Here is an 18,755-nt window from a genome sequence, read left to right as displayed (position 1 = left end):
AAAAAAGGAAGAGTGAAATTCTATCGATAGAATTTCTAAAAACTGCTTTTCTCTAGGTATAGAGAAAAGCATTCAATTAAAAATATAAAAAGAGCTAAACCCGACTTAACAGAAAAAGCCGAGTCTAACCAGAAGTGGAATAAAAATTATGAAATAGCTGCTAAATAACGCTTTTCAACTTCGTCCCAGTTCACAATATTCCAAAATGCCTGAATATAATCTGGACGCTTATTTTGGTAGTTTAAGTAATAGGCGTGCTCCCAAACATCTAATCCTAAAATTGGAGTTCCGTTATCGGTAGCAACATCCATTAATGGGTTATCTTGGTTTGGTGTAGAAGTTACTTTAAGTTTCTTGTTTTCATCAACAATTAACCAAGCCCAACCTGAACCAAAACGAGTAGCCGCAGCATTATTAAAGGTATCTTTAAAAGCATCAAAAGATCCAAAAGTCTCTTGGATCGCTTCGGCTACTTTACCTTTAGGCTCTCCTCCTCCGTTCGGACTTAAAACACTCCAAAATAAACTGTGATTATAAAAACCACCACCGTTATTGCGAATACCGGTAGAAAGTTTAGAAGTGGTCCCAAAAAGATCTTCAATATTTTTATCGGTTAAACCTGCTTCTTCTAAAGCAGCATTTAATTTATTGGTATAACCTTGGTGATGTTTACTGTGATGAATTTCCATGGTTGCCGCATCAAAATGTGGTTCTAATGCATCATAACTATAGGGTAATTCTGGCAATTTATAACTCATAACTTGTAGATTTAAAAATTAAACTTTTAATTACGGTACAAATATACTACTTTTGTTTAATAAACCAAATAAACACTTTGTTTATTATGAATAATATGATTCCTGAAAATGAAAAAGCGCTATTCATCCTTAAAAATGAAGGAGAAATGACGCTGAAAGAAATGGCGAAAGAATTAGCAGTAACGACAGAAGGTGCTCGTTTTCAGTTACTCAAATTAGCTAATGAAGGCTTTGTAAAATCTGAAAGCAGGTCTGAAGGTCGTGGTCGTCCTAAACAAATTTGGTCACTAACCGAGCAAGGCCACGCAAAATTCCCTGATACGCATTCCGGACTTACGGTTAAACTTATCGAAAAAATAAGAGAGAATTTAGGAGAAGAAGCCTTAGACAAAATTATAGCATCTACCGGTAAAGATAATGCCGAAAAATACCAAAAGCAGATCACCGCTCACGATGATCTAGAAGAAAAAATTAAAAAATTAGCAACCGCAAGATCTAAAGAAGGCTATATGGCAAATTATGAAAAACAAGATGATGGCAGTTATTTACTGGTAGAAAACCATTGCCCAATTTGTGCTGCTGCAAAAATTTGTCAAGGCTTTTGTAAAGCAGAGCTTCAAACCTTTAAAACTGTTTTAGGCGAAGACCTAAAAATTAAACGCGTTAATCATATACTTGCCGGTGCTCATCGTTGCGCTTATAAAATTGAAGCTTAATTTTATTAATATTCTTTGATACTTAAATTGCATTTAGAAACATTCAAAATTACTCTACAATTTCTTCCTATTAATTCATTTTAGCCAATTAAAATGGGCTTTTGTGAATTTCAACACAGATAATTGGTCATTCATCTGTTTTTTACGTCAGTATTTCTATTCGACGTAAATTTTCCGACTAAATATTTCAATCATCATTAGCCATATTTCTTAATAATTAAAAAGTATTGTTAAGGCTTAAAATAATAACATTTTAATATGGATATTTACCGTTTCGAAACTAAATTTTAAATCCTAAATTCAAAAAACTTCGTTTATAACAAAAAACATTTATGCACCACCACAAAGACTATAAATCGTTACTAGAAAAAACAGCTACTTACGCTAAAATGGGTAGTTGGGAAGTAGACCTGCGCGAACAAAAAGTCTATTGGAGTAAGGTGACTAAATTTATACACGAAGTAGAGGAAGATTATAATTACACGCTCGAACAAGCCCTAAGCTTTTACAAAGATCCTAAATCTTTAGAACTTATTACTAAAAGTATTGAAGAAGCTATTAGTAAGAATAAAGAATACGATGTTAAAATAAAGATCACGACGGGGAAAGGTAGAGAAATTTGGGTACGTGCCATTGGTATTCCTGTTTTTGAAGACAATGAATGTACGAGTGTTTATGGTTTGTTTCAAGACATAGATCGAGAAGAAAGAAAGCAAGAACGACTTCATAAGCAAGTTCAATTTATCAACCACGTCTTAAAAAACACAAGTGTTGGTATTGTACTTTCTGATGAGCATTGCATGATCAAAGACATTAACCACGGATTTACCCAACTTGTTGGTTACGATCTAAAAGAAGCTAAAAAGTTTAACATTAATGACCTTATTTACCACGAAGACGCAAAGCGATTTAAAAATGGTGTACTAAGATTAAAGAAGGGCGAAATTGAAACTTACACCACTAAAAAAAGATACGTTCATAAAAATGGTAATTTGGTGTATGTGCATTTGGTCTTAACTTCTATTAAAGATCAAAATGATAAACCTATTAGCTATTTAGCGCAAATAATAGATCTTACCGAGCAATACGAAAGTAAACAAAAACTCACTTCGTATTTAGATATTACCTCAGATCAAAACCAGCGCTTATTAAATTTTGCGCATATTGTTTCGCATAACTTAAAATCTCACTCGAATAACTTATCAATGTTACTAGAGTTGATGGATATCGATTATCCTGAGCTTAAAGAAAACGAGTTAATGCCGCTCTTAGGTCAGTCAGTAGATAACTTAAGTGAAACTATTGAGCATTTAAATGAAGTGGTTGCGATGCACAATAGTGATGATAAAAATATCGAACAATTAAACCTGCATCATTATATCGAAAAAACGATTGAAAATATTTCTGCTTTGCTCAAATCTTCTGAAGCTAAATTAGATATCGTAGTAGATAAAACGATAACAGTAAAAGCTATTCCTGCTTATCTAGAAAGCATTCTGCTTAATTTACTTACCAATGCAGTTAAATACAAAGCGCCAGAACGTAATTTAAGTATTCAGATTATTGCTGAAGAAGTAAATAATAATGTTGAAATACAAATCATAGATAATGGTTTAGGAATAGACCTAGAGAGGCACGAATCAAAACTTTTTGGAATGTACAAAACCTTTCACGAGCACAAAGACTCGAGAGGTATTGGTTTATTTATCACCAAAAATCAGATTGAAGCTTTAGGCGGAAAAATTGAGGTAGAGAGTGAAGTAAATAAAGGCTCTAACTTTAAAGTTTATTTGCAAAATGCTGTAAAACCTAAAATAAAAGTTTCTTAAAGTTTTACTGCCAGCCGCCTCCTAAACTTCGGTATAATTCTACATTAGCAATAAGCAATTCTTTCTTAATGGTGATTAAATCTAACTCACTTTCTAAAGCATCAGATTGTGCAGTGATCACTTCTAAATAATTGGCATAACCACCTCTAAACAACATCCCGGCATCTTTCAAACCTTTTTGAGTAACTTCAATACGCTCTTCTGCAATGCTATATTCTTCCTTTAATTTATCGATTCTAGCTAAAGCATTCGAGACGTCTTCGATAGCACCAATAAGCTTCTCTTTAAAATCGAGCTGTGCTATTTCTTCTTTAGTTAAGGCTACGCGATAGTTCGTTTTTAACTTACGATTATTGAAAATAGGCTGAAAAACAGAACCATTCAGCAAAGCAAAACCAGAACTTACCGGATCTAAAAATTCTCCTAACTGAAATGAATTTAATCCGGCACTCGCACCAATACTTAATGAAGGATATTTTAGCGCTTCAGCAATTCCGCTTTCAGCATTTTTAGCCATCAATTCATATTCTGCCATAGCAACATCGGGTCGGTTTTTTATCAATTCTAACGGAGCCCCGATTTGGTATTTATTCTGAAATTGAACCTCATCAAACGACTCTTTTATTTCGATAGCTTGCGGCGATCTTCCTAATAAATAATTCAATCGGTTTTCCATAATGGTATATCGACGCTGCAACTGCGGAATAAGTGATTTGGAACGTAACTTTTGCGATTTGGTTTGCTGCACTGCCAACGAAGTCGCTTCACCTGCATCGTATTGCAACTGCACAATGGTTAACGTACTATCGTTAAGCGCAAAGTTTTTCTCTGCTACTTCAATTTGCGATTTTAAGGTAACCAGATTGTAATAGGTAGATGCTACTTCTGCTACCAAAGCGGTTTGCACGGCTTTCTTAAATTCTTTTGATTGTAATAACCTGGCATTAGCAGCTTCTTTTTGCCAGCGTAATTTCCCCCAGATATCCAATTCCCAATTAGCTTGCAACGCGGTTGAATATTCTAATCGTTCGGTATAAAAACTTTCGGGTACGTTTTCGCCGTGATTTCTTCGGGCTCGATTAGAACCGTAATTATTATAGTTTTCAGAATAATATTCTCTGCGATAGCTTGCGGGAGTCGAATTTAATGAAGGTAGAAAATTGGCTCTCGATTGCGCTAATTCTTCTTCATTGATCGCCAAGTTTCGCAACGCTTTTTGCAAGTCGATATTATTCACCAAAGCTGTATCAATAAGACGCTCCAGCACCGGATCTTCAATGTATTCTTTCCACGGAATGTTAGACATCGGGATGGTATCTTGCGTAACATCGATCGTATCTTTGGTTTGTGCCAGCAACGAATCTTTTTGATAAAAATCTTCTGAAACCTCATCAAATTTGGGGCGCTCATAATCTTCTCCTACTTTACAGCTTACCATGCTTATGAAGACAAAGAATACGAATAGACTTCGACCTAAAAATGTTTTAGGAGAATTACGAACTAGAATGCTTCTATTTTTTAATTGTTGAATTTTCATAACTAATTGCTTATTCTTCATCATCTTCACCAAAACGTTCTAAATTATTACGGTCGTGTAATTTCTGAAATAAATAGGCCAATAACGGAATTATAAATATTCCTAAAACAATACCACTTATCATTCCGCCGGCGGTCCCGATACTAACTGAATGATTTCCTTGTGCCGAAGAACCTTTGGCAAACATCAACGGTACTAAACCAACGGTAAATGCTAGTGAGGTCATAATAATCGGACGTATTCTTAATCGACTGGCTTCAATAACCGCTTCGAAGGCCGGAAGTCCCGATCGCCGTTTTTGCGCAACAAATTCTACGATCAAAATCGCATTTTTAGCCAATAAACCAATCAACATGATAATACCGATCTGCACGTAAATATTGTTATCGATCCCGGCAAGATTAATCGCTAAGAACACTCCCAATATTCCGGAAGGTAACGATAGCATTACCGCTAACGGCAACAAGAAACTTTCGTATTGTGAGGCGAGAATAAAATAGACCAATATGATGATGATCACAAAAACGATCATCGTATCGCCGCCTGAGTTTTTTTCTTCTAAACTCATACTCGTCCACTCGTAACTAAGTGTTGCCGGCAGTTTACTTTCAGACAACTCTTCAATCTTGTTCATTACATCACCGGTACTGTAACCTTTTGCCGGAGTCACGTTGATTTTTGCTGAATTGTATAAGTTATAACGATTCACCACCTCCGGGCCATAAGTTTGTTTCAGTTTTACAATGGTATTTACAGGAACCATTTCTCCTAAATCATTCTTCACAAAAATGCTATTAAACGATTCTGGCGATTCTCTAAACTGAATATCAGACTGCATATACACTCCATATTGCCTGCTAAAACGGTTAAAATCTCCCGGTTGCACTCGCCCAAAATAAGACTGAATGGTAAACATCATATCTTTTACGCTTACTCCTAAAGCTTTGGCTTTTTCATAATCGATAGCTAAACGATACTGTGGAAAATTAGGGTTGAAAGACGTAAACGCATTTTCAACTTCTTTTTCGTTGGCCAACGTATTGATAAACTCGTTTACAATTTGCCCAAATTCACCTAAATCACCATCGGCACGATCTTGAAGCATAAACTGTACTCCATCAAAATTACCAAAACCTTGAATGGTCGGGCGCGGATAAATGTTCACGTCGGTTTCACTTACCTGTTCTAATTTTTTGAGCAGATTTTTAATCACTTCTTGTATATCTTCAATCTCGCCACGTTCACTGCCTTCTTTCAGCTGAATATAAGCCAATCCAGAAGACGGACTATTTGCATTATCGACTACATTAAAACCAGAAACCGTGTTCACACCTTTTACCGCTTCATCTAACTGTAAAATAGAATCGGCTTGTCGAAGCGCAGCATTGGTTCTGTGCAGTGAAGAACCTTCTGGCATTTTTAAAGACATAATTAAAAAATTATCATCCTCTGTAGGGATAAAAGCGCTAGGCGTTGATCTGCCTAGAAAAACGGTTGCGGCAATAATGAGTAAAAGTGCTCCTAAACCAATCCAAGTATGGTTTAAAATCCACTTCACGATCACTAAATATTTATTAGTAAATCGTTCAAAAAGAGAATCAAATTTACGTAAACCTTTACGCTTGGTAACTTTTGCTTTTCTTACCTGACGAAATTCTGAAACCGCTTTAGAAACTCCGCTTTTCGATTTTTTCTTTTTCTTTCCGAAGAAAATTTTAGAAAGTACCGGCGTAAGCGTTAAAGCATTAATAGCTGAAATAAGCACGGCAAAAATAATCGTGTAAGCGAACTCTTGATAGAATACCCCAACCGGACCGCTTAAAAAAGCAACCGGTAAAAACACAGCAGCAATTACTACCGTAATTGAAATAATGGCGCCGGTAATTTCATCCATCGCAGAAGAAACCGCTTTCTTTACCGGTAAGCCTTGATGCGTCATTTTCTCATGAATGGCTTCCATCACAACGATCGCATCATCAACCACAATACCAATGGCTAATACTAGGGAGAACATACTTAAGACATTCATCGAAGCGCCAATAATATTAAGAAAGAAAAAAGTACCCAATAAAGAAGCCGGTATCGAGATCGCGGTGATCAAGGTTGCTCTAAAGTCTTGTAAGAAGATAAACACTACCAAGAACACCAAAATAAAAGCTTCTACCAGCGTATGCTCAACCTGGCTCATCGATTCTTCGATCTGATCACGTACACTGTAGGTAATTTCATAATCGACACCTTCAGGAAATAGTCGTGATTGCTCTTCTAAAACTTTTCGAATATTCTCATCGATCTCTTTGGCGTTAGCCCCATTCATCTGCACAATATCGATCGTCACAGAAGGTTTCCCGTCTAATCTATTTTCACTGGTGTAGTTAGAAGCACCAAATTCTACTCGAGCAACATCTTTTAAGTGTAGTGAAGTTCCTTGCTTATTCGATTTGATAACCAGATTTTCATATTCTTCGGGTTCGTTAAACCGACCGTCGTGTTTCATCACGATCTCAAAAAGCTCATCAGAGTTCTCTCCAAATTTTCCGGGAGCGGCTTCAAAATTTTGATCTTCGATCTGCTCGTAAACTTCTCTTGGTGTTAACTCGTAACTCGCCATTTTTTGCGGATTCAGCCAAATTCGCATCGCATAATCACGTTGTCTTAAGATTGACGCTTCTGCTAACCCGTCGATACGTTTTAATTCTCTACGAATATTAATACGAGTGAAGGCATTTAGGAAGGTTTCATCGTAAGAGTCGTCTTCACTAAAAATATTAATGGTCATAATGCTACCTTTCATCCGCTTCACTACAGAAATTCCTGCTTCATTTACTTCCGGCGGAATCATTGAAGTGATGGTAGATATTCGGTTTTGTATATCGACTGCCGCAGCGTTAGGGTCTGTACCCGGCTTAAAATATACGGTAACTCGCCCACGACCCGAGTTGGTCGCGGTAGAGTTGGCATAACTCATATTTTCGGTACCGTTAATTGCTTCTTCTATAGGAAGAAGTACAGATTTGGCTACCGTTTCTGCATTACCACCGGGATAATAAACTTGAATACTTACACTTGGTGGGGCAATCTCCGGAAAACGCTCTACCGGCAAAGTAGAGATACTGGCAACTCCGGCTAAAATGAGAATAATAGTGATGACAAGTGTAAGTACTGGTCTTTTTATAATCTTTTTAAACATGGCTTATAGCGTATCGTAAAAAGTTGAATGGTTTTGTTGAAGAAAAAGTCGGTTGAATAATTTTATTAATTGCTTGTACTTAAAAGACGACCACGTTTAATAGGTTTTACTTTTATACCGGTAGCGAGTTTATCTAAACCAGAAACTACAATGCGCTCGTCGGGAGAAAGGCTTTCGCGACTCACAATATAATTATCGCCAGATCTCCCTTCGGTTTCAATCTCGCGACGATGAGCGATATTGTTTTCATCTAAAACAAACACGAACTTTTTGTCTTGAATGTAGGTAGTAGATCGCTGCGGAACCAAAATGGCTTTCGGGTAAAGCTCTTCCATTAAAACTTTACCGGTATTTCCTGATCGTAATAAAGTATCGGGATTATTAAATCTTGCTCTTAAAGTGATCGATCCGGTCGTTTTATCGATTTGACCTGAGTTGGCATCAACACGACCGGGATGTTCGTAAATAGAACCATCGGCTAAAACAAGTTTTACCTTGCTATTCATTTTATTAGATAAAGTATCGTTTTTAGAACGCTCGTAATACAAATAGTCTGACTCACTCATTGAGAAATACACATAAATATTATCGACTTTAGAAAGAACGGTTAAAGGTTCACTATCGGTCTGTTTTACCACATTACCGGGTGATTTTGGTATTCTTCCTATAAAACCACTTACAGGAGCTTTGATGGTCGTAAAATCTAAATTAATACGCATATTGGCGGCTTGCGCTTGCGCTCTTTCTAATGAAGATTTAGCGACTTGGTAATCGGCTTCGACTGATTTTTTTCTTACTTCAGAAATTACTTCATTATCAATTAAGGGCTGTAAACGCTCTAGGTCACTTTTTGCTTTTTCAACTTTTGCGCGTTCTAAAGCAACGTTCGCCATCGCATTTTTATAATCTTCCATATAGGGTTGACTATTTACTTTGAAAAGCGGCTGATCTTTCTCGACAAAATCTCCTTCATCTACATAAATCTCTTCTAAAATTCCATCGACTTGCGGACGAATTTCTACGGTTTCAACTCCTTCAATCGAACCAATATATTCAAACCCTTTGGCGGCATTTTGCTCTTTTAACGCCATTACCGGCAAAGGCAAACCTTCATCGGGTTTCTCTTCTTCTTTACATGAAATAAAAGTGGTAAAAAGCATCACGGCCATCATCATCGAACCATAAACGCTCAAACTTTTGTAAGTATAATTTTTCATAATGCGTGTAAGTAAAGTAATTTGGTTAGTGCTTGAACAATTATTAAACCTATTTGGTTAAAAATCAAAGAACAAAACATAATCGCTTCTACAACAAGCATTCACAGCTTTGTATTTTTTTTGAATAAAATTTAAAGCCGATAAACTGAGGAATATTTCTACACTTTCTATTCATCATTTCTACATATTTTCAAATAATAGATTCAGTTTTATAAGCTAATGTGGGGAAGTGATTTACCTTTTCAAGGTTTTTAAAGATAGTGCATTCGTAAAATCACCTAGTCTAAGAAAAAGTTAAATAAATCTATTTCTCAATTCAACAGAATAGAAGTAAGGCTTTCTTCAGAAAGATTTTATAATTTTAAAGGCTGAAAATTTTATGATGAGCTCAAACTTCCAGTGGTACATAAAAAAACAATGGGGACTTTCTGAAGAAGACACCTTAAAACTTCAAAATTTCTACGAAAAAAGAAGCTTAGAAAAAGGCGAAGTATTACTACAGATAGAAGAATTTAGTAATGAATATTATTTTGTAGAAAGTGGTTTGCTAAAATCGTATTCGTATTCCAGCAACGGTAAAGAGCACATTTTACAATTTGCGCCCGAAAATTGGCTTATTGGCGACCTCGGAAGTATTCATCTTAAAGAGCGTTCTTCTTTTTATGTCGAAGCTATCGAAGACTCATTAGTTTGTATTTTTAACGAATCTTTTTTTGACGAACTTTCTAAACTCTGCGCTAATTTTAGAGAGAGAAACGAAGCTTTGCTACACAAACACGTTCGTCACCTCAACCACCGTATTAATTTATTGCTAGGCGCTTCTGCCGAAGAACGATATGTCGATTTTCTAAAACTCTACCCTAATTTAAGTAAGCGGGTTCCTTTACGACTTATTGCCTCTTATTTGGGCATCACGCCAGAGAGTTTAAGTCGTGTTCGCAAAAAAATAGCCCATAAAGAATTTTAGGCATTTTCACTTCTTACCATAGGTCAATGCACAATGCTTTTTTCTACCTTAATTTTGACCAGAAATTAAAAGAGAAAGAAGATGAAAACGGTATTTCACCAAGCAAACAGTAGAGGTTATGCCGATCACGGCTGGTTAAAAAGTTACCACACTTTTAGTTTTGCGAACTATTTTGATCCTGAAAGAGTAAATTTTGGTGCTTTACGAGTGCTTAACGACGATCATGTTGCCGGCGGAATGGGTTTTAGCAAACACCCGCATAAAAATATGGAGATCATTAGCATCCCATTAGCAGGGGATTTAAAACACGGCGACAATATGGGCAATGGCGGCATTATCGAGCCTAATCAAATACAGGTAATGTCTGCCGGAACGGGAATTGTACATAGCGAGCTTAACGGCAGCGCTCACGATCCTGTAAAGTTTTTACAAATCTGGGTAATCCCACATACCGAAGAAGTTACTCCGCGTTACGACGAAATTCAATTGAATGCTAAAGACAGTAAAAATAAATTTCAGCAAATTGTATCTCCTAACCCTGAAGATGAAGGCGCTTGGATACATCAAAACGCTTGGTTTCATATAGGTCGTTTTGAAAAAGGAGAGCAAAACACCTATCAACTTCAAGACTCGAATAACGGAGTTTATACTTTCTTAATTGACGGAAAAATTAAAATTGAAGATCAAGAGCTTTCTAAAAGAGATGGGCTTGGCGTTTGGGAAACTTCAGCTTTCAACATAGAAATTTTAGAAGACGCTCATCTTTTATTGATGGAAGTCCCAATGAATTAAATCACACTATAAAAAAGAAAAAATATGGCAACTACAAAATGGATTTTAGATCCTTCTCATTCTGAAGTGTCTTTTAAAGTAAAGCACATGATGATCTCGACCGTAACGGGACATTTTGACGAGTTTGAAGCTTCTATCGAAACAGAACAGGAAGATTTTAAAAATGCTGAAATGAGATTTTCTGCAAAAGTAGACTCGATCAATACTAAAAACAGCGATCGTGACGCACATTTAAAATCGGAAGATTTCTTTAATGCAGCAGCGCATCCGGAGCTTAGTTTTACTTCAACAGACTTTGACGGAGAAAAATTAACAGGAAAAATCACCTTAAGAGGCGTAACCAAAGAAATTACCCTTGAAGTAGATTACAACGGGATTGTAGAAGATCCTTACGGGCAAACCAAAGCAGGTTTTGAGTTTACCGGAAGTTTGAACCGTAAAGATTTCGGACTTTCATGGAGCGCGGTGACCGAAGCAGGGAACGTAGTCGTTTCAGATAAAGTGAAGCTTATTGTAAACGCTCAATTTATCAAACAAGATTAATGTTAGATTGATTGTTTTTGTTCATTTACCCCAGGGCCGGATGCTTATGAAATTCATAGCAGTTCGGCTTTTTATTTTCAACTAAACCCAAAAAATTTTTATCTTTCAGTAATAAAATAATTCTCGGTTACGGCAGTTATATACCTACGAACAAAAAAGTATGAAGCGAGTTTTTTCAGAAAAAAAACTAATTAAAGGTTTAAAAAAAGGAAAAGAAGCGAGCTTTAAAAAAGCATACTTTCACTATTACGACCACCTTATTGGCGTAGCTAAACGTTTTAATTTTCAGTTATTAACTCCAGATGATTTTGTACACGAAACTTTTTTAAAAGTTTACGATAACAGAAAACTTTTAAAAGAAGAGGTTGCCTTCGAGAAGCAACTTTTTGTGATCTGTAAAAATCTTATTCTCAATCACCTTCAGCGTGAACAAAAAGTGATACGCTTAGAACCTAATTTTTTGAAGGAAGAAATCGAAGAAAAAGTGATTTCAGAAAATATTCAACTTCAAAAAGAACAACTTTACCAACTTATAGCGCAATTGCCTGAGCAGCGTCAAAAAATCTTTCGGCTTCATAAAATTGATAATTATTCTTACCAAGAAATTTCAGACTTTACGGGACTTTCTCGTAAAACGATCGCCAATCATATTTACCTCGCCCATCAATTTATTTTAAAAAAAGTAAAAAAAGCTTAGGAACTTTTTATTTCTTGTTTGTCTATTATTAAAAGAACCTCATCTAGGTTGAATTCTTTCAAAGGATGAATGAAGAAGAAATCGAAAAGAAAATAAATGAAAGCTGGCAAGCCGGCAACAGCAATCCTGCTTCTGATGGGCAAAAAGAAGCTTCTTGGAAAAAATTTCAAGCAGAAAAGTTTCCGCAGCAAAAACCAAAAAAATGGTATTACGGGATCGCGGCTTCATTTCTAGTAATCGCAGCAACACTTACCGGAGTCTTATTTCAGAAAAATAAATTAGCAACTACCAACACTAGCGCTTACCAAATTATTGAAAACCCAACAACACATATTAAAACCATCTTTTTACCCGACAGCTCTAAGGTTAATTTAGCTGCAAATGCACAACTAAGCTTTCCTGAAAATTTTAAAACGCACCGTAATGTAGAACTTAAGGGAGAAGCGGTTTTTGAAGTCAAAAAAGACTCAGCACATCCGTTTACGGTAAAAAGTCAATTAACCACTACCCGAGTTTTGGGAACGATTTTTAAAGTAAAAAACCTATCGGCTAAACACACCGAAGTCAATTTATACGAAGGAAGCGTTCAATTGCAAGTTGAAGGTCGTGATAAGAATTGGATCATTGCCCCGGGAGAAGTTTTTGTATTTAAAAATGATGCTATCGATATCGAGAGTTTCGAACTTTTTAAAGAATTTAAAGAAACTCCTCTAAAAGACTTTGTAACTTATATTCAGAAAAATTACGGGTTTCAACTCGTGTTTCCCGACGATATTAGTCATAAAAAAATCACACTAAAATTAAACCGACAAGAACCGCTCGAGCATATAATAGCGATCGTAGCACAGCTTTATCAATATAGCTATCAAAAAAGCAACACTGATCAAAAAATTTATTTTGCCACCAACAACTAACAACCTCTAAAAACTTAACCTCTTATGAAGCAATGGCTTTTATTACTGCTCTTCATAGTTAGTAATTTACCAACAAAAGCGCAAACCATACAGTTTATAACCTCTCCTACCACTTTAAAAGAATTAATGAGTCTGGTGGAAGAACAAACCTCGTATAGCTTTGCCTATAGCAATAACATTCAAACCAATCGGGCTCTGGATGCTGAAGCTTTCCCTGCCAGTATGGAAGTAAAACAGCTCTTAGAAAAATTGAACCTGAAAAATGCTTACAAATATGAAATTATTGGCAATACCATTACGGTGAAAGAAGCAGCGCAAAACAATGCTCAAACAACCTATACCTTATCGGGAACGATTACCGATCCTGCAAACGTACCCTTATTAGGAGCAAATATTTATGTAGAAGAAACCGGCACCGGAACCTCTACCGATGAAAACGGCAAATTCTCTCTAGAACTCTCGGCAGGAACCTATACGCTAAACATCAGCTATATTGGTTTTATGAACCAAACCCAAACGATAAATTTAAATCAAAACATTAGCATTACTACCCAGTTGGAAGAAGATGGCGAAAGTTTAGAAGAAGTGGTGATCACACAAAACTCCAAAGCGGTAGATATTAAAAAACCGCAAATGAGCATGAATACGCTCGATATGAACGAGATCAAACAAATACCCGTAGCCTTGGGAGAACCCGATCCTTTAAAATCACTACTTACCTTACCGGGTGTCACCAATGCCGGCGAAGGTTCTTCTGGCTTTAATGTTCGGGGTGGTGCAGCCGATCAAAATTTAATTCTACTTGACGGAACACCAATTTACAGCGATTCACATATGTTTGGCTTCTTTTCTGTTTTTAACGCCGACGTGGTGAATAATTTAGAATTATACAAAGGCGGAATTCCCTCACAGTTTGGAGGTCGGGTTTCTTCAGTACTCGATGTGCACCAACACACTGGGAGCGATCAAGAATTTAAAGCAACCGGCGGCATCGGACTCATCTCTAGCAAATTAATGCTTGAAGGACCAATTAAAAAAGAAAAAGGCTCGTTTATGATCGGCGGAAGAACTTCTTACGCACATCTTTTCTTAAAACTTGCCGATAACGAAAACTCGGCTATGTTTTACGACCTAAACACACGCTTAAAGTATCGCCTCAACGATAAAAACGCATTGAGCTTTTCCGGGTATTACGGGAACGACTTGTTCGATATTAGCGATAGCTTTTCCAGTACCTATGGCAATACGATGGCTAATCTAAAATGGGAACATCGTTTTAACGAAAATATTCTTACCAATTTGGCTGTATTCTATAGCGATTACCGCTTTAACCTAGAGCTGAATAGCCAAAATTTCGAGTGGCAAAGCGCCATAGAAAGTTACGGACTCACCTACGACTGGCAACATTACCTCTCAGAAGAAGTGCAATTAAATTACGGTGCAGAAGCTATTAACTATGAAGTAAATCCGGGTACCTTGGCTCCAAATGCCGAGTCTTCGGTAAACTTTAGACAACTCGATAAAAAATATGCATTAGAGCCTTCTGCGTATATCGATGTTTCTCATCAAATTTCTGAGCAACTCAATGTGAGATATGGCTTGCGCTATAGTATGTTTTACCGCTTTGGTCCGCAAGCCATAAGCAGGTATGCCAACAATAATCCTGTAATCTATAATCCTGATTTTGGTATTTATGAAGAAGCTCCGCCAATTGGCAGTACTCTTTACGATAGCGGTGAAGTGATTAGAGATTTTAATAACCTAGAACCTCGTGCAGCACTATCTTTTGCATTAAACGACGACACCTCCTTAAAGGCAAGTTATAATCGAATGGCGCAATACTTACATATCGTTTCTAACAGTCAATCGCCTACTCCGGTAAATATCTGGACGCCGAGCGGTTCGTTTATCGAGCCTCAATTGCTAGATCAATATGCGTTGGGCTATTTTAGAAATTTCAGCAATAAAAAATATTCATTAGAAACCGAAGTATTTTACAAAGACATTCAAAACCGAATCGATTATGTAGATGGCGCCGATCTTATCGCCAACAACAATATCGAACAAGTCTTGCTGAATGGGGAAGCCAGAGCTTATGGGTTAGAAGTCTTATTCAGAAAAAACACCGGGAAATTAACCGGATGGGTTTCCTACACTTTATCTCGTGCCGAACAACGTACAGAAGGCAACTCGCCGGAAGAACCGGGCATTGCCAATGGCGATTGGTACCTTTCGCCTTACGACAAACTCCATAACTTGAGCGTAACAGGAAGTTACGAGCATACCAAAAAATGGTCGTTTAGCGCCAATTTTGCCTTACAATCGGGGCAACCGGTCACCTACCCCAACGGCTATTATGAGTTAGGCGGCATTCCGGTTCCTAATTATGCTAACCGAAATGAAAATCGATTACCCGCGTATCATCATTTAGATCTAGCCGCTACCTTTACTCCAAAACCCGATAAGAAAAAAGGCTGGCAAAGCTACTGGGTATTTAGTATTTATAACGTGTATAACCGGAGCAATGCCGCTTCAATCCGATTTACCACCAACGAAGATAGCGGCGTAAACGAAGCTCGCCGACTTTCTATTTTCGGTATTTTGCCAAGTGTTTCTTATAACTTCAAATTTTAAAAGCTTATGAAATTCTTTCATCATATAAAATCAAGATGTGTTGTTTATTCATCGTTATTCGCCTTAAGCCTTTTTCTGTTTTCTTGTGAAGATGTGGTAGAAGTTGACTTGGCATCGAGTGATAATCGTTTAGTGATCGATGCAGAAATCCTTTGGGATACAGCAACTTCAGGAAATGTTCAACAAATCTACCTAAGCCGACTCACCAATTATTATGAAACCGAAACGACTAAGGTTGCGAATGCTGAAGTTTACATCACCAATACTTTGGGCGATACCTTCACGTTTACGGAAACCAATGAAGCCGGCACCTACCAATGTAACAATTTTGTTCCTCAACTTCAGGAAACCTATCAGCTATTTGTAAGTGTCGATGATGAAACCTTTACGGCAACCGAAAGTCTAATTACTACACCGGAAATTAACCGAATCGAACAAGAAGCCGATGGAGGATTTTTAGGAGAAGATTATGAAGTCACTTTTTATTACGATGATCCTGCTGAAGAAGAAAACTTTTACTTAACCGATGTCGAAGTAGATTTTCTGCCGCTACCGGAATACGATATTACGAGTGACGACTTTTTCAACGGCAACGAAATGGATAGCGATTTTTCTAATGAAGATCTGGAACCGGGCGATACGCTTGCCATCAGATTTAGAGCGATCTCAGAGCAATTTCATAGTTATATGAGTCTTATTCTAGAAAGCACCAGCGCAAATCCTTTTGTTACACCACCGGCCAATATTAGAGGCAATATTATTAATGAGACCAATGAAGACAACTATGCCTTGGGCTATTTTAGGCTTTCGCAAGTACGAGAGTTTACATATACGGTAGAAGAAGAACAAGAATGACGATTAAAAAACTGATTCGAGCATTATTAACGATAAAGCTCGTATTTTAGCAGAACTAGATTATCAATAAAATTTCATTTTGAAAGTAAATCATCAACAGATCGGCTTTTTTCGTAACGCATCGATGGCGTTATGCTTGGCTTTGTTATTACTTTCACCCTGCAAGGTTCGTAATTTAATTCAGGATCAGATTGGTGTAGAAACCACCGAAGCTACCAATAAAAGTAAAGCGACACTCAGTCCGGCAAGTTGTGTAGTTTTTGAAGAAGTTACTGCAACTACGCTAAAAAATGATAGCGCACTTCAAACGCTTGCCGTTTTGCCATCTTCAGTTCCTGCCGGTTTTTATTCCACCGAAATAAAAACGGAAGCTGGCTCGGTGCTGACTTCTCAAATTTTGAGAAATGAACCGGTCCCGCTCTACATTCTCTACCAGAATTTTAAAGATCATCCTTCTTATTTCGCATAGCTTAAGCTGAAGCTTTTTTACGTATATCTTTTTATTCATCCTATAAAAAGGGCTTTCTGCTATACCTAAAATTTCAATGCTCACTTAAGCTACTTTCCAACTTTTTAAAACGCTTACCTCACGTAAGGGTTCACAACTATTAATATCAAATTTTAAATCGTTTATCAAATGAAAAATACGATCATGATATGCTGTTCTCTCTTTTTCTTCGGAATGGCAACCTCAAGTTTAAAAGCACAAACTCAACTTGAAAAAAATAAGTATGCGGTGCTTTCTAAAAATATTCAACAACTACCGGCTATTTTACAAACCGCCACTGCATTAGAAAATGAAGATGGTGAACTATTTGGAGAATTTCAGGTGATTTTCTGCGGAAAAACCCTTCAAAATATCCCACAAAACCAAGACTTTGCGGCTCTATTAAAAACTGCAAAAAAGCAAGGGGTGAAGATTTTTGCCTGCGGAATTTCATTAACCAAATTCAACCTGAGCAAAAAAGATGTACCGCCTGGTTTACCAATTACCGAAAACGGAATTTTACACGCTTTTCAACTTCAAAAACAAGGATTTTTAACCCTAACTATTTAATGATGAAAAATATAAATCTCAATCACAATAGCGGACTGTTCACTTTAGTTTTAAGACTCGTCGTGGGCTGGACGTACTTTTCTGCATTTTGGCGCAGAACCATCTTAGCTCCAAAACTCGATCCTGAATTTGCCGGTTACATCGGTAAAAAATTTAATCACTTTTTGCCTAACGCACTCGGTATACAACCCTTTATCGAATATTTGGTAGAACATCCAGAGGCCTTATGGCTACATATGCTCATTTTTACCATTATCGAAGGTTTAGTAGGCTTATGTTTAATGTTCGGTGCATTTACTCGATTAATGAGTATCGGTGTGATGGCATTGGCAATGGGTATTCTTTTAGGTTCGGGGTGGATTGGCACGACCTGCCTCGACGAATGGCAAATTGGAGTTTTAGGGATTGCAGCAGGTTTCGTACTGTTTCTCACCGGAAGCAGCACCTACTCGATCGATCACTATTGGCTTCAGCAACAAGTTAAATTCACCCAAACCAAATATTTTGCGTGGCTAGGTTCTGGTGACTTCCCGTTAAACATAAAGCTTTTACCAAAATTTGTACTCGTAGGCTCATTGGTAATTTTAGCGATCACCTTGAGTACCAATCAAATTTTTCACGGTGGCTTATGGGGCAAGTTGCATAACAAATCGGTTAAACCCAAATTAGAAATTAGCCAAGCAAAAATCAACCAAGAAAACCTTTCTTTTGAAGTTTACAGAACAGAAGGCGTTGATGTTTACGGCTCTTGGCTTATTAAAGTAGAACTGTTGAATACCGAAAACAAAATAGTGATGGCTTACAAACAAGAAGATTTAGCCCAACTTAGCAGCCATCAAATTAAAAATAAATATGTGGCTAAAGTAAAACCGGGCAAACATAGTTTAGTGATTCCGTTAGGAGCAAAAGCAGTTTTAAGCTTTACCAACAAAAAGTTTAAACAATTACCTAAAGGCAATTACCAACTTAAACTCACCGATATTAGTGGAGCTAGTTGGTCACAAAAAGTACTGAAAAACTAAACGCAATCCTCAGGGAAATTGAAAAAT

General features: G+C 37.0%; 16 protein-coding genes. 12 read left to right on the top strand and 4 right to left on the bottom strand.

Features of this window, described 5'->3' with window-relative positions; translation table 11 throughout:
* Positions 1–146 precede the first annotated feature (146 nt).
* The gene (locus G551_RS0111350; RefSeq protein ID WP_027885694.1) at positions 147–758 is read right to left on the bottom strand and encodes a superoxide dismutase; all 612 of its coding nucleotides are present in this window, start codon (positions 756–758) and stop codon (positions 147–149) included.
* A gap of 86 nt (positions 759–844) precedes the next feature.
* Here G551_RS0111350 and G551_RS0111345 point away from each other — a divergent pair, with 86 nt between their 5' ends.
* Together G551_RS0111345 and G551_RS15745 are read left to right on the top strand one after the other, a co-directional pair.
* On the top strand, positions 845–1,474 hold the full coding sequence (locus G551_RS0111345; protein WP_027885693.1) for a helix-turn-helix transcriptional regulator: 630 nt from the start codon (positions 845–847) through the stop codon (positions 1,472–1,474).
* Positions 1,475–1,806: 332 nt separating this feature from the next.
* The gene (locus G551_RS15745; RefSeq protein ID WP_051191378.1) at positions 1,807–3,303 is read left to right on the top strand and encodes a PAS domain-containing sensor histidine kinase; all 1,497 of its coding nucleotides are present in this window, start codon (positions 1,807–1,809) and stop codon (positions 3,301–3,303) included.
* Positions 3,304–3,307: 4 nt separating this feature from the next.
* On the opposite strand, the gene G551_RS0111335 is transcribed toward G551_RS15745, so the two are convergent.
* From G551_RS0111335 to G551_RS0111325, 3 genes are all read right to left on the bottom strand, one after another.
* Entirely contained in the window at positions 3,308–4,840 is a 1,533-nt protein-coding gene (locus G551_RS0111335) for a TolC family protein (RefSeq protein ID WP_051191382.1), read from the bottom strand.
* Positions 4,841–4,850: 10 nt separating this feature from the next.
* Positions 4,851–8,030, bottom strand: a complete 3,180-nt coding sequence (locus G551_RS0111330) for an efflux RND transporter permease subunit (RefSeq protein ID WP_027885691.1) — start codon at positions 8,028–8,030, stop codon at positions 4,851–4,853.
* Positions 8,031–8,095: 65 nt separating this feature from the next.
* Complete coding sequence (locus G551_RS0111325) at positions 8,096–9,247, bottom strand: efflux RND transporter periplasmic adaptor subunit (protein WP_036243753.1); 1,152 nt, start codon at positions 9,245–9,247, stop codon at positions 8,096–8,098.
* 382 nt (positions 9,248–9,629) lie between these two features.
* Between G551_RS0111325 and G551_RS0111315 the strand changes: the two genes are divergently transcribed.
* The 10 genes from G551_RS0111315 to G551_RS0111270 all read left to right on the top strand — a co-directional run bounded on the left by G551_RS0111315 (position 9,630) and on the right by G551_RS0111270 (position 18,728).
* Positions 9,630–10,214, top strand: coding sequence for a Crp/Fnr family transcriptional regulator (locus tag G551_RS0111315; RefSeq protein ID WP_051191377.1), 585 nt, complete (start codon positions 9,630–9,632; stop codon positions 10,212–10,214).
* 81 nt (positions 10,215–10,295) lie between these two features.
* Positions 10,296–11,006 carry a pirin family protein gene (locus G551_RS0111310; RefSeq protein WP_027885688.1) on the top strand — a complete coding sequence of 237 codons (711 nt, stop codon included), beginning with the start codon at positions 10,296–10,298 and terminating at the stop codon, positions 11,004–11,006.
* Positions 11,007–11,030: 24 nt separating this feature from the next.
* Entirely contained in the window at positions 11,031–11,549 is a 519-nt protein-coding gene (locus G551_RS0111305; protein WP_027885687.1) for a YceI family protein, read from the top strand.
* Between the two features lie 160 nt (positions 11,550–11,709).
* A complete protein-coding gene (locus G551_RS0111300; protein ID WP_027885686.1) occupies positions 11,710–12,246 on the top strand; it encodes an RNA polymerase sigma factor in 537 nt (178 codons plus the stop codon).
* A gap of 65 nt (positions 12,247–12,311) precedes the next feature.
* Positions 12,312–13,160, top strand: a complete 849-nt coding sequence (locus G551_RS16245) for a FecR family protein (protein WP_027885685.1) — start codon at positions 12,312–12,314, stop codon at positions 13,158–13,160.
* A gap of 24 nt (positions 13,161–13,184) precedes the next feature.
* Positions 13,185–15,794 carry a TonB-dependent receptor gene (locus tag G551_RS0111290; protein ID WP_027885684.1) on the top strand — a complete coding sequence of 870 codons (2,610 nt, stop codon included), beginning with the start codon at positions 13,185–13,187 and terminating at the stop codon, positions 15,792–15,794.
* A gap of 6 nt (positions 15,795–15,800) precedes the next feature.
* Positions 15,801–16,649 (top strand): DUF4249 domain-containing protein, encoded by an 849-nt coding sequence (locus tag G551_RS0111285; protein ID WP_027885683.1) that lies wholly within the window; start codon positions 15,801–15,803, stop codon positions 16,647–16,649.
* Between the two features lie 79 nt (positions 16,650–16,728).
* Positions 16,729–17,118 carry a hypothetical protein gene (locus tag G551_RS0111280; protein ID WP_027885682.1) on the top strand — a complete coding sequence of 130 codons (390 nt, stop codon included), beginning with the start codon at positions 16,729–16,731 and terminating at the stop codon, positions 17,116–17,118.
* 168 nt (positions 17,119–17,286) lie between these two features.
* Positions 17,287–17,706 (top strand): DsrE family protein, encoded by a 420-nt coding sequence (locus G551_RS0111275; protein WP_027885681.1) that lies wholly within the window; start codon positions 17,287–17,289, stop codon positions 17,704–17,706.
* A gap of 2 nt (positions 17,707–17,708) precedes the next feature.
* The gene (locus tag G551_RS0111270; protein ID WP_027885680.1) at positions 17,709–18,728 is read left to right on the top strand and encodes a TQO small subunit DoxA domain-containing protein; all 1,020 of its coding nucleotides are present in this window, start codon (positions 17,709–17,711) and stop codon (positions 18,726–18,728) included.
* Positions 18,729–18,755: the final 27 nt, after the last annotated feature.

Origin of the sequence: Mesonia mobilis DSM 19841, from assembly GCF_000423405.1 — a bacterium.
GTDB lineage: Bacteria > Bacteroidota > Bacteroidia > Flavobacteriales > Flavobacteriaceae > Mesonia > Mesonia mobilis.
This window is presented reverse-complemented; position numbering and strand designations above follow the sequence as displayed.

What these genes read in the sequence shown, in the direction of transcription:
- G551_RS0111270 (WP_027885680.1), top strand. Translation starts at nt 17,709, where the DNA reads ATGAAAAATATAAATCTCAATCACAATAGCGGACTGTTCACTTTAGTT.
- G551_RS16245 (WP_027885685.1), top strand. Translation starts at nt 12,312, where the DNA reads ATGAATGAAGAAGAAATCGAAAAGAAAATAAATGAAAGCTGGCAAGCC.
- G551_RS0111290 (WP_027885684.1), top strand. Translation starts at nt 13,185, where the DNA reads ATGAAGCAATGGCTTTTATTACTGCTCTTCATAGTTAGTAATTTACCA.
- G551_RS0111350 (WP_027885694.1), bottom strand. Translation starts at nt 758, where the DNA reads ATGAGTTATAAATTGCCAGAATTACCCTATAGTTATGATGCATTAGAA.
- G551_RS0111300 (WP_027885686.1), top strand. Translation starts at nt 11,710, where the DNA reads ATGAAGCGAGTTTTTTCAGAAAAAAAACTAATTAAAGGTTTAAAAAAA.
- G551_RS0111330 (WP_027885691.1), bottom strand. Translation starts at nt 8,030, where the DNA reads ATGTTTAAAAAGATTATAAAAAGACCAGTACTTACACTTGTCATCACT.
- G551_RS0111325 (WP_036243753.1), bottom strand. Translation starts at nt 9,247, where the DNA reads ATGAAAAATTATACTTACAAAAGTTTGAGCGTTTATGGTTCGATGATG.
- G551_RS15745 (WP_051191378.1), top strand. Translation starts at nt 1,807, where the DNA reads ATGCACCACCACAAAGACTATAAATCGTTACTAGAAAAAACAGCTACT.
- G551_RS0111345 (WP_027885693.1), top strand. Translation starts at nt 845, where the DNA reads ATGAATAATATGATTCCTGAAAATGAAAAAGCGCTATTCATCCTTAAA.
- G551_RS0111285 (WP_027885683.1), top strand. Translation starts at nt 15,801, where the DNA reads ATGAAATTCTTTCATCATATAAAATCAAGATGTGTTGTTTATTCATCG.
- G551_RS0111335 (WP_051191382.1), bottom strand. Translation starts at nt 4,840, where the DNA reads ATGAAAATTCAACAATTAAAAAATAGAAGCATTCTAGTTCGTAATTCT.
- G551_RS0111310 (WP_027885688.1), top strand. Translation starts at nt 10,296, where the DNA reads ATGAAAACGGTATTTCACCAAGCAAACAGTAGAGGTTATGCCGATCAC.
- G551_RS0111305 (WP_027885687.1), top strand. Translation starts at nt 11,031, where the DNA reads ATGGCAACTACAAAATGGATTTTAGATCCTTCTCATTCTGAAGTGTCT.
- G551_RS0111315 (WP_051191377.1), top strand. Translation starts at nt 9,630, where the DNA reads ATGAGCTCAAACTTCCAGTGGTACATAAAAAAACAATGGGGACTTTCT.
- G551_RS0111275 (WP_027885681.1), top strand. Translation starts at nt 17,287, where the DNA reads ATGAAAAATACGATCATGATATGCTGTTCTCTCTTTTTCTTCGGAATG.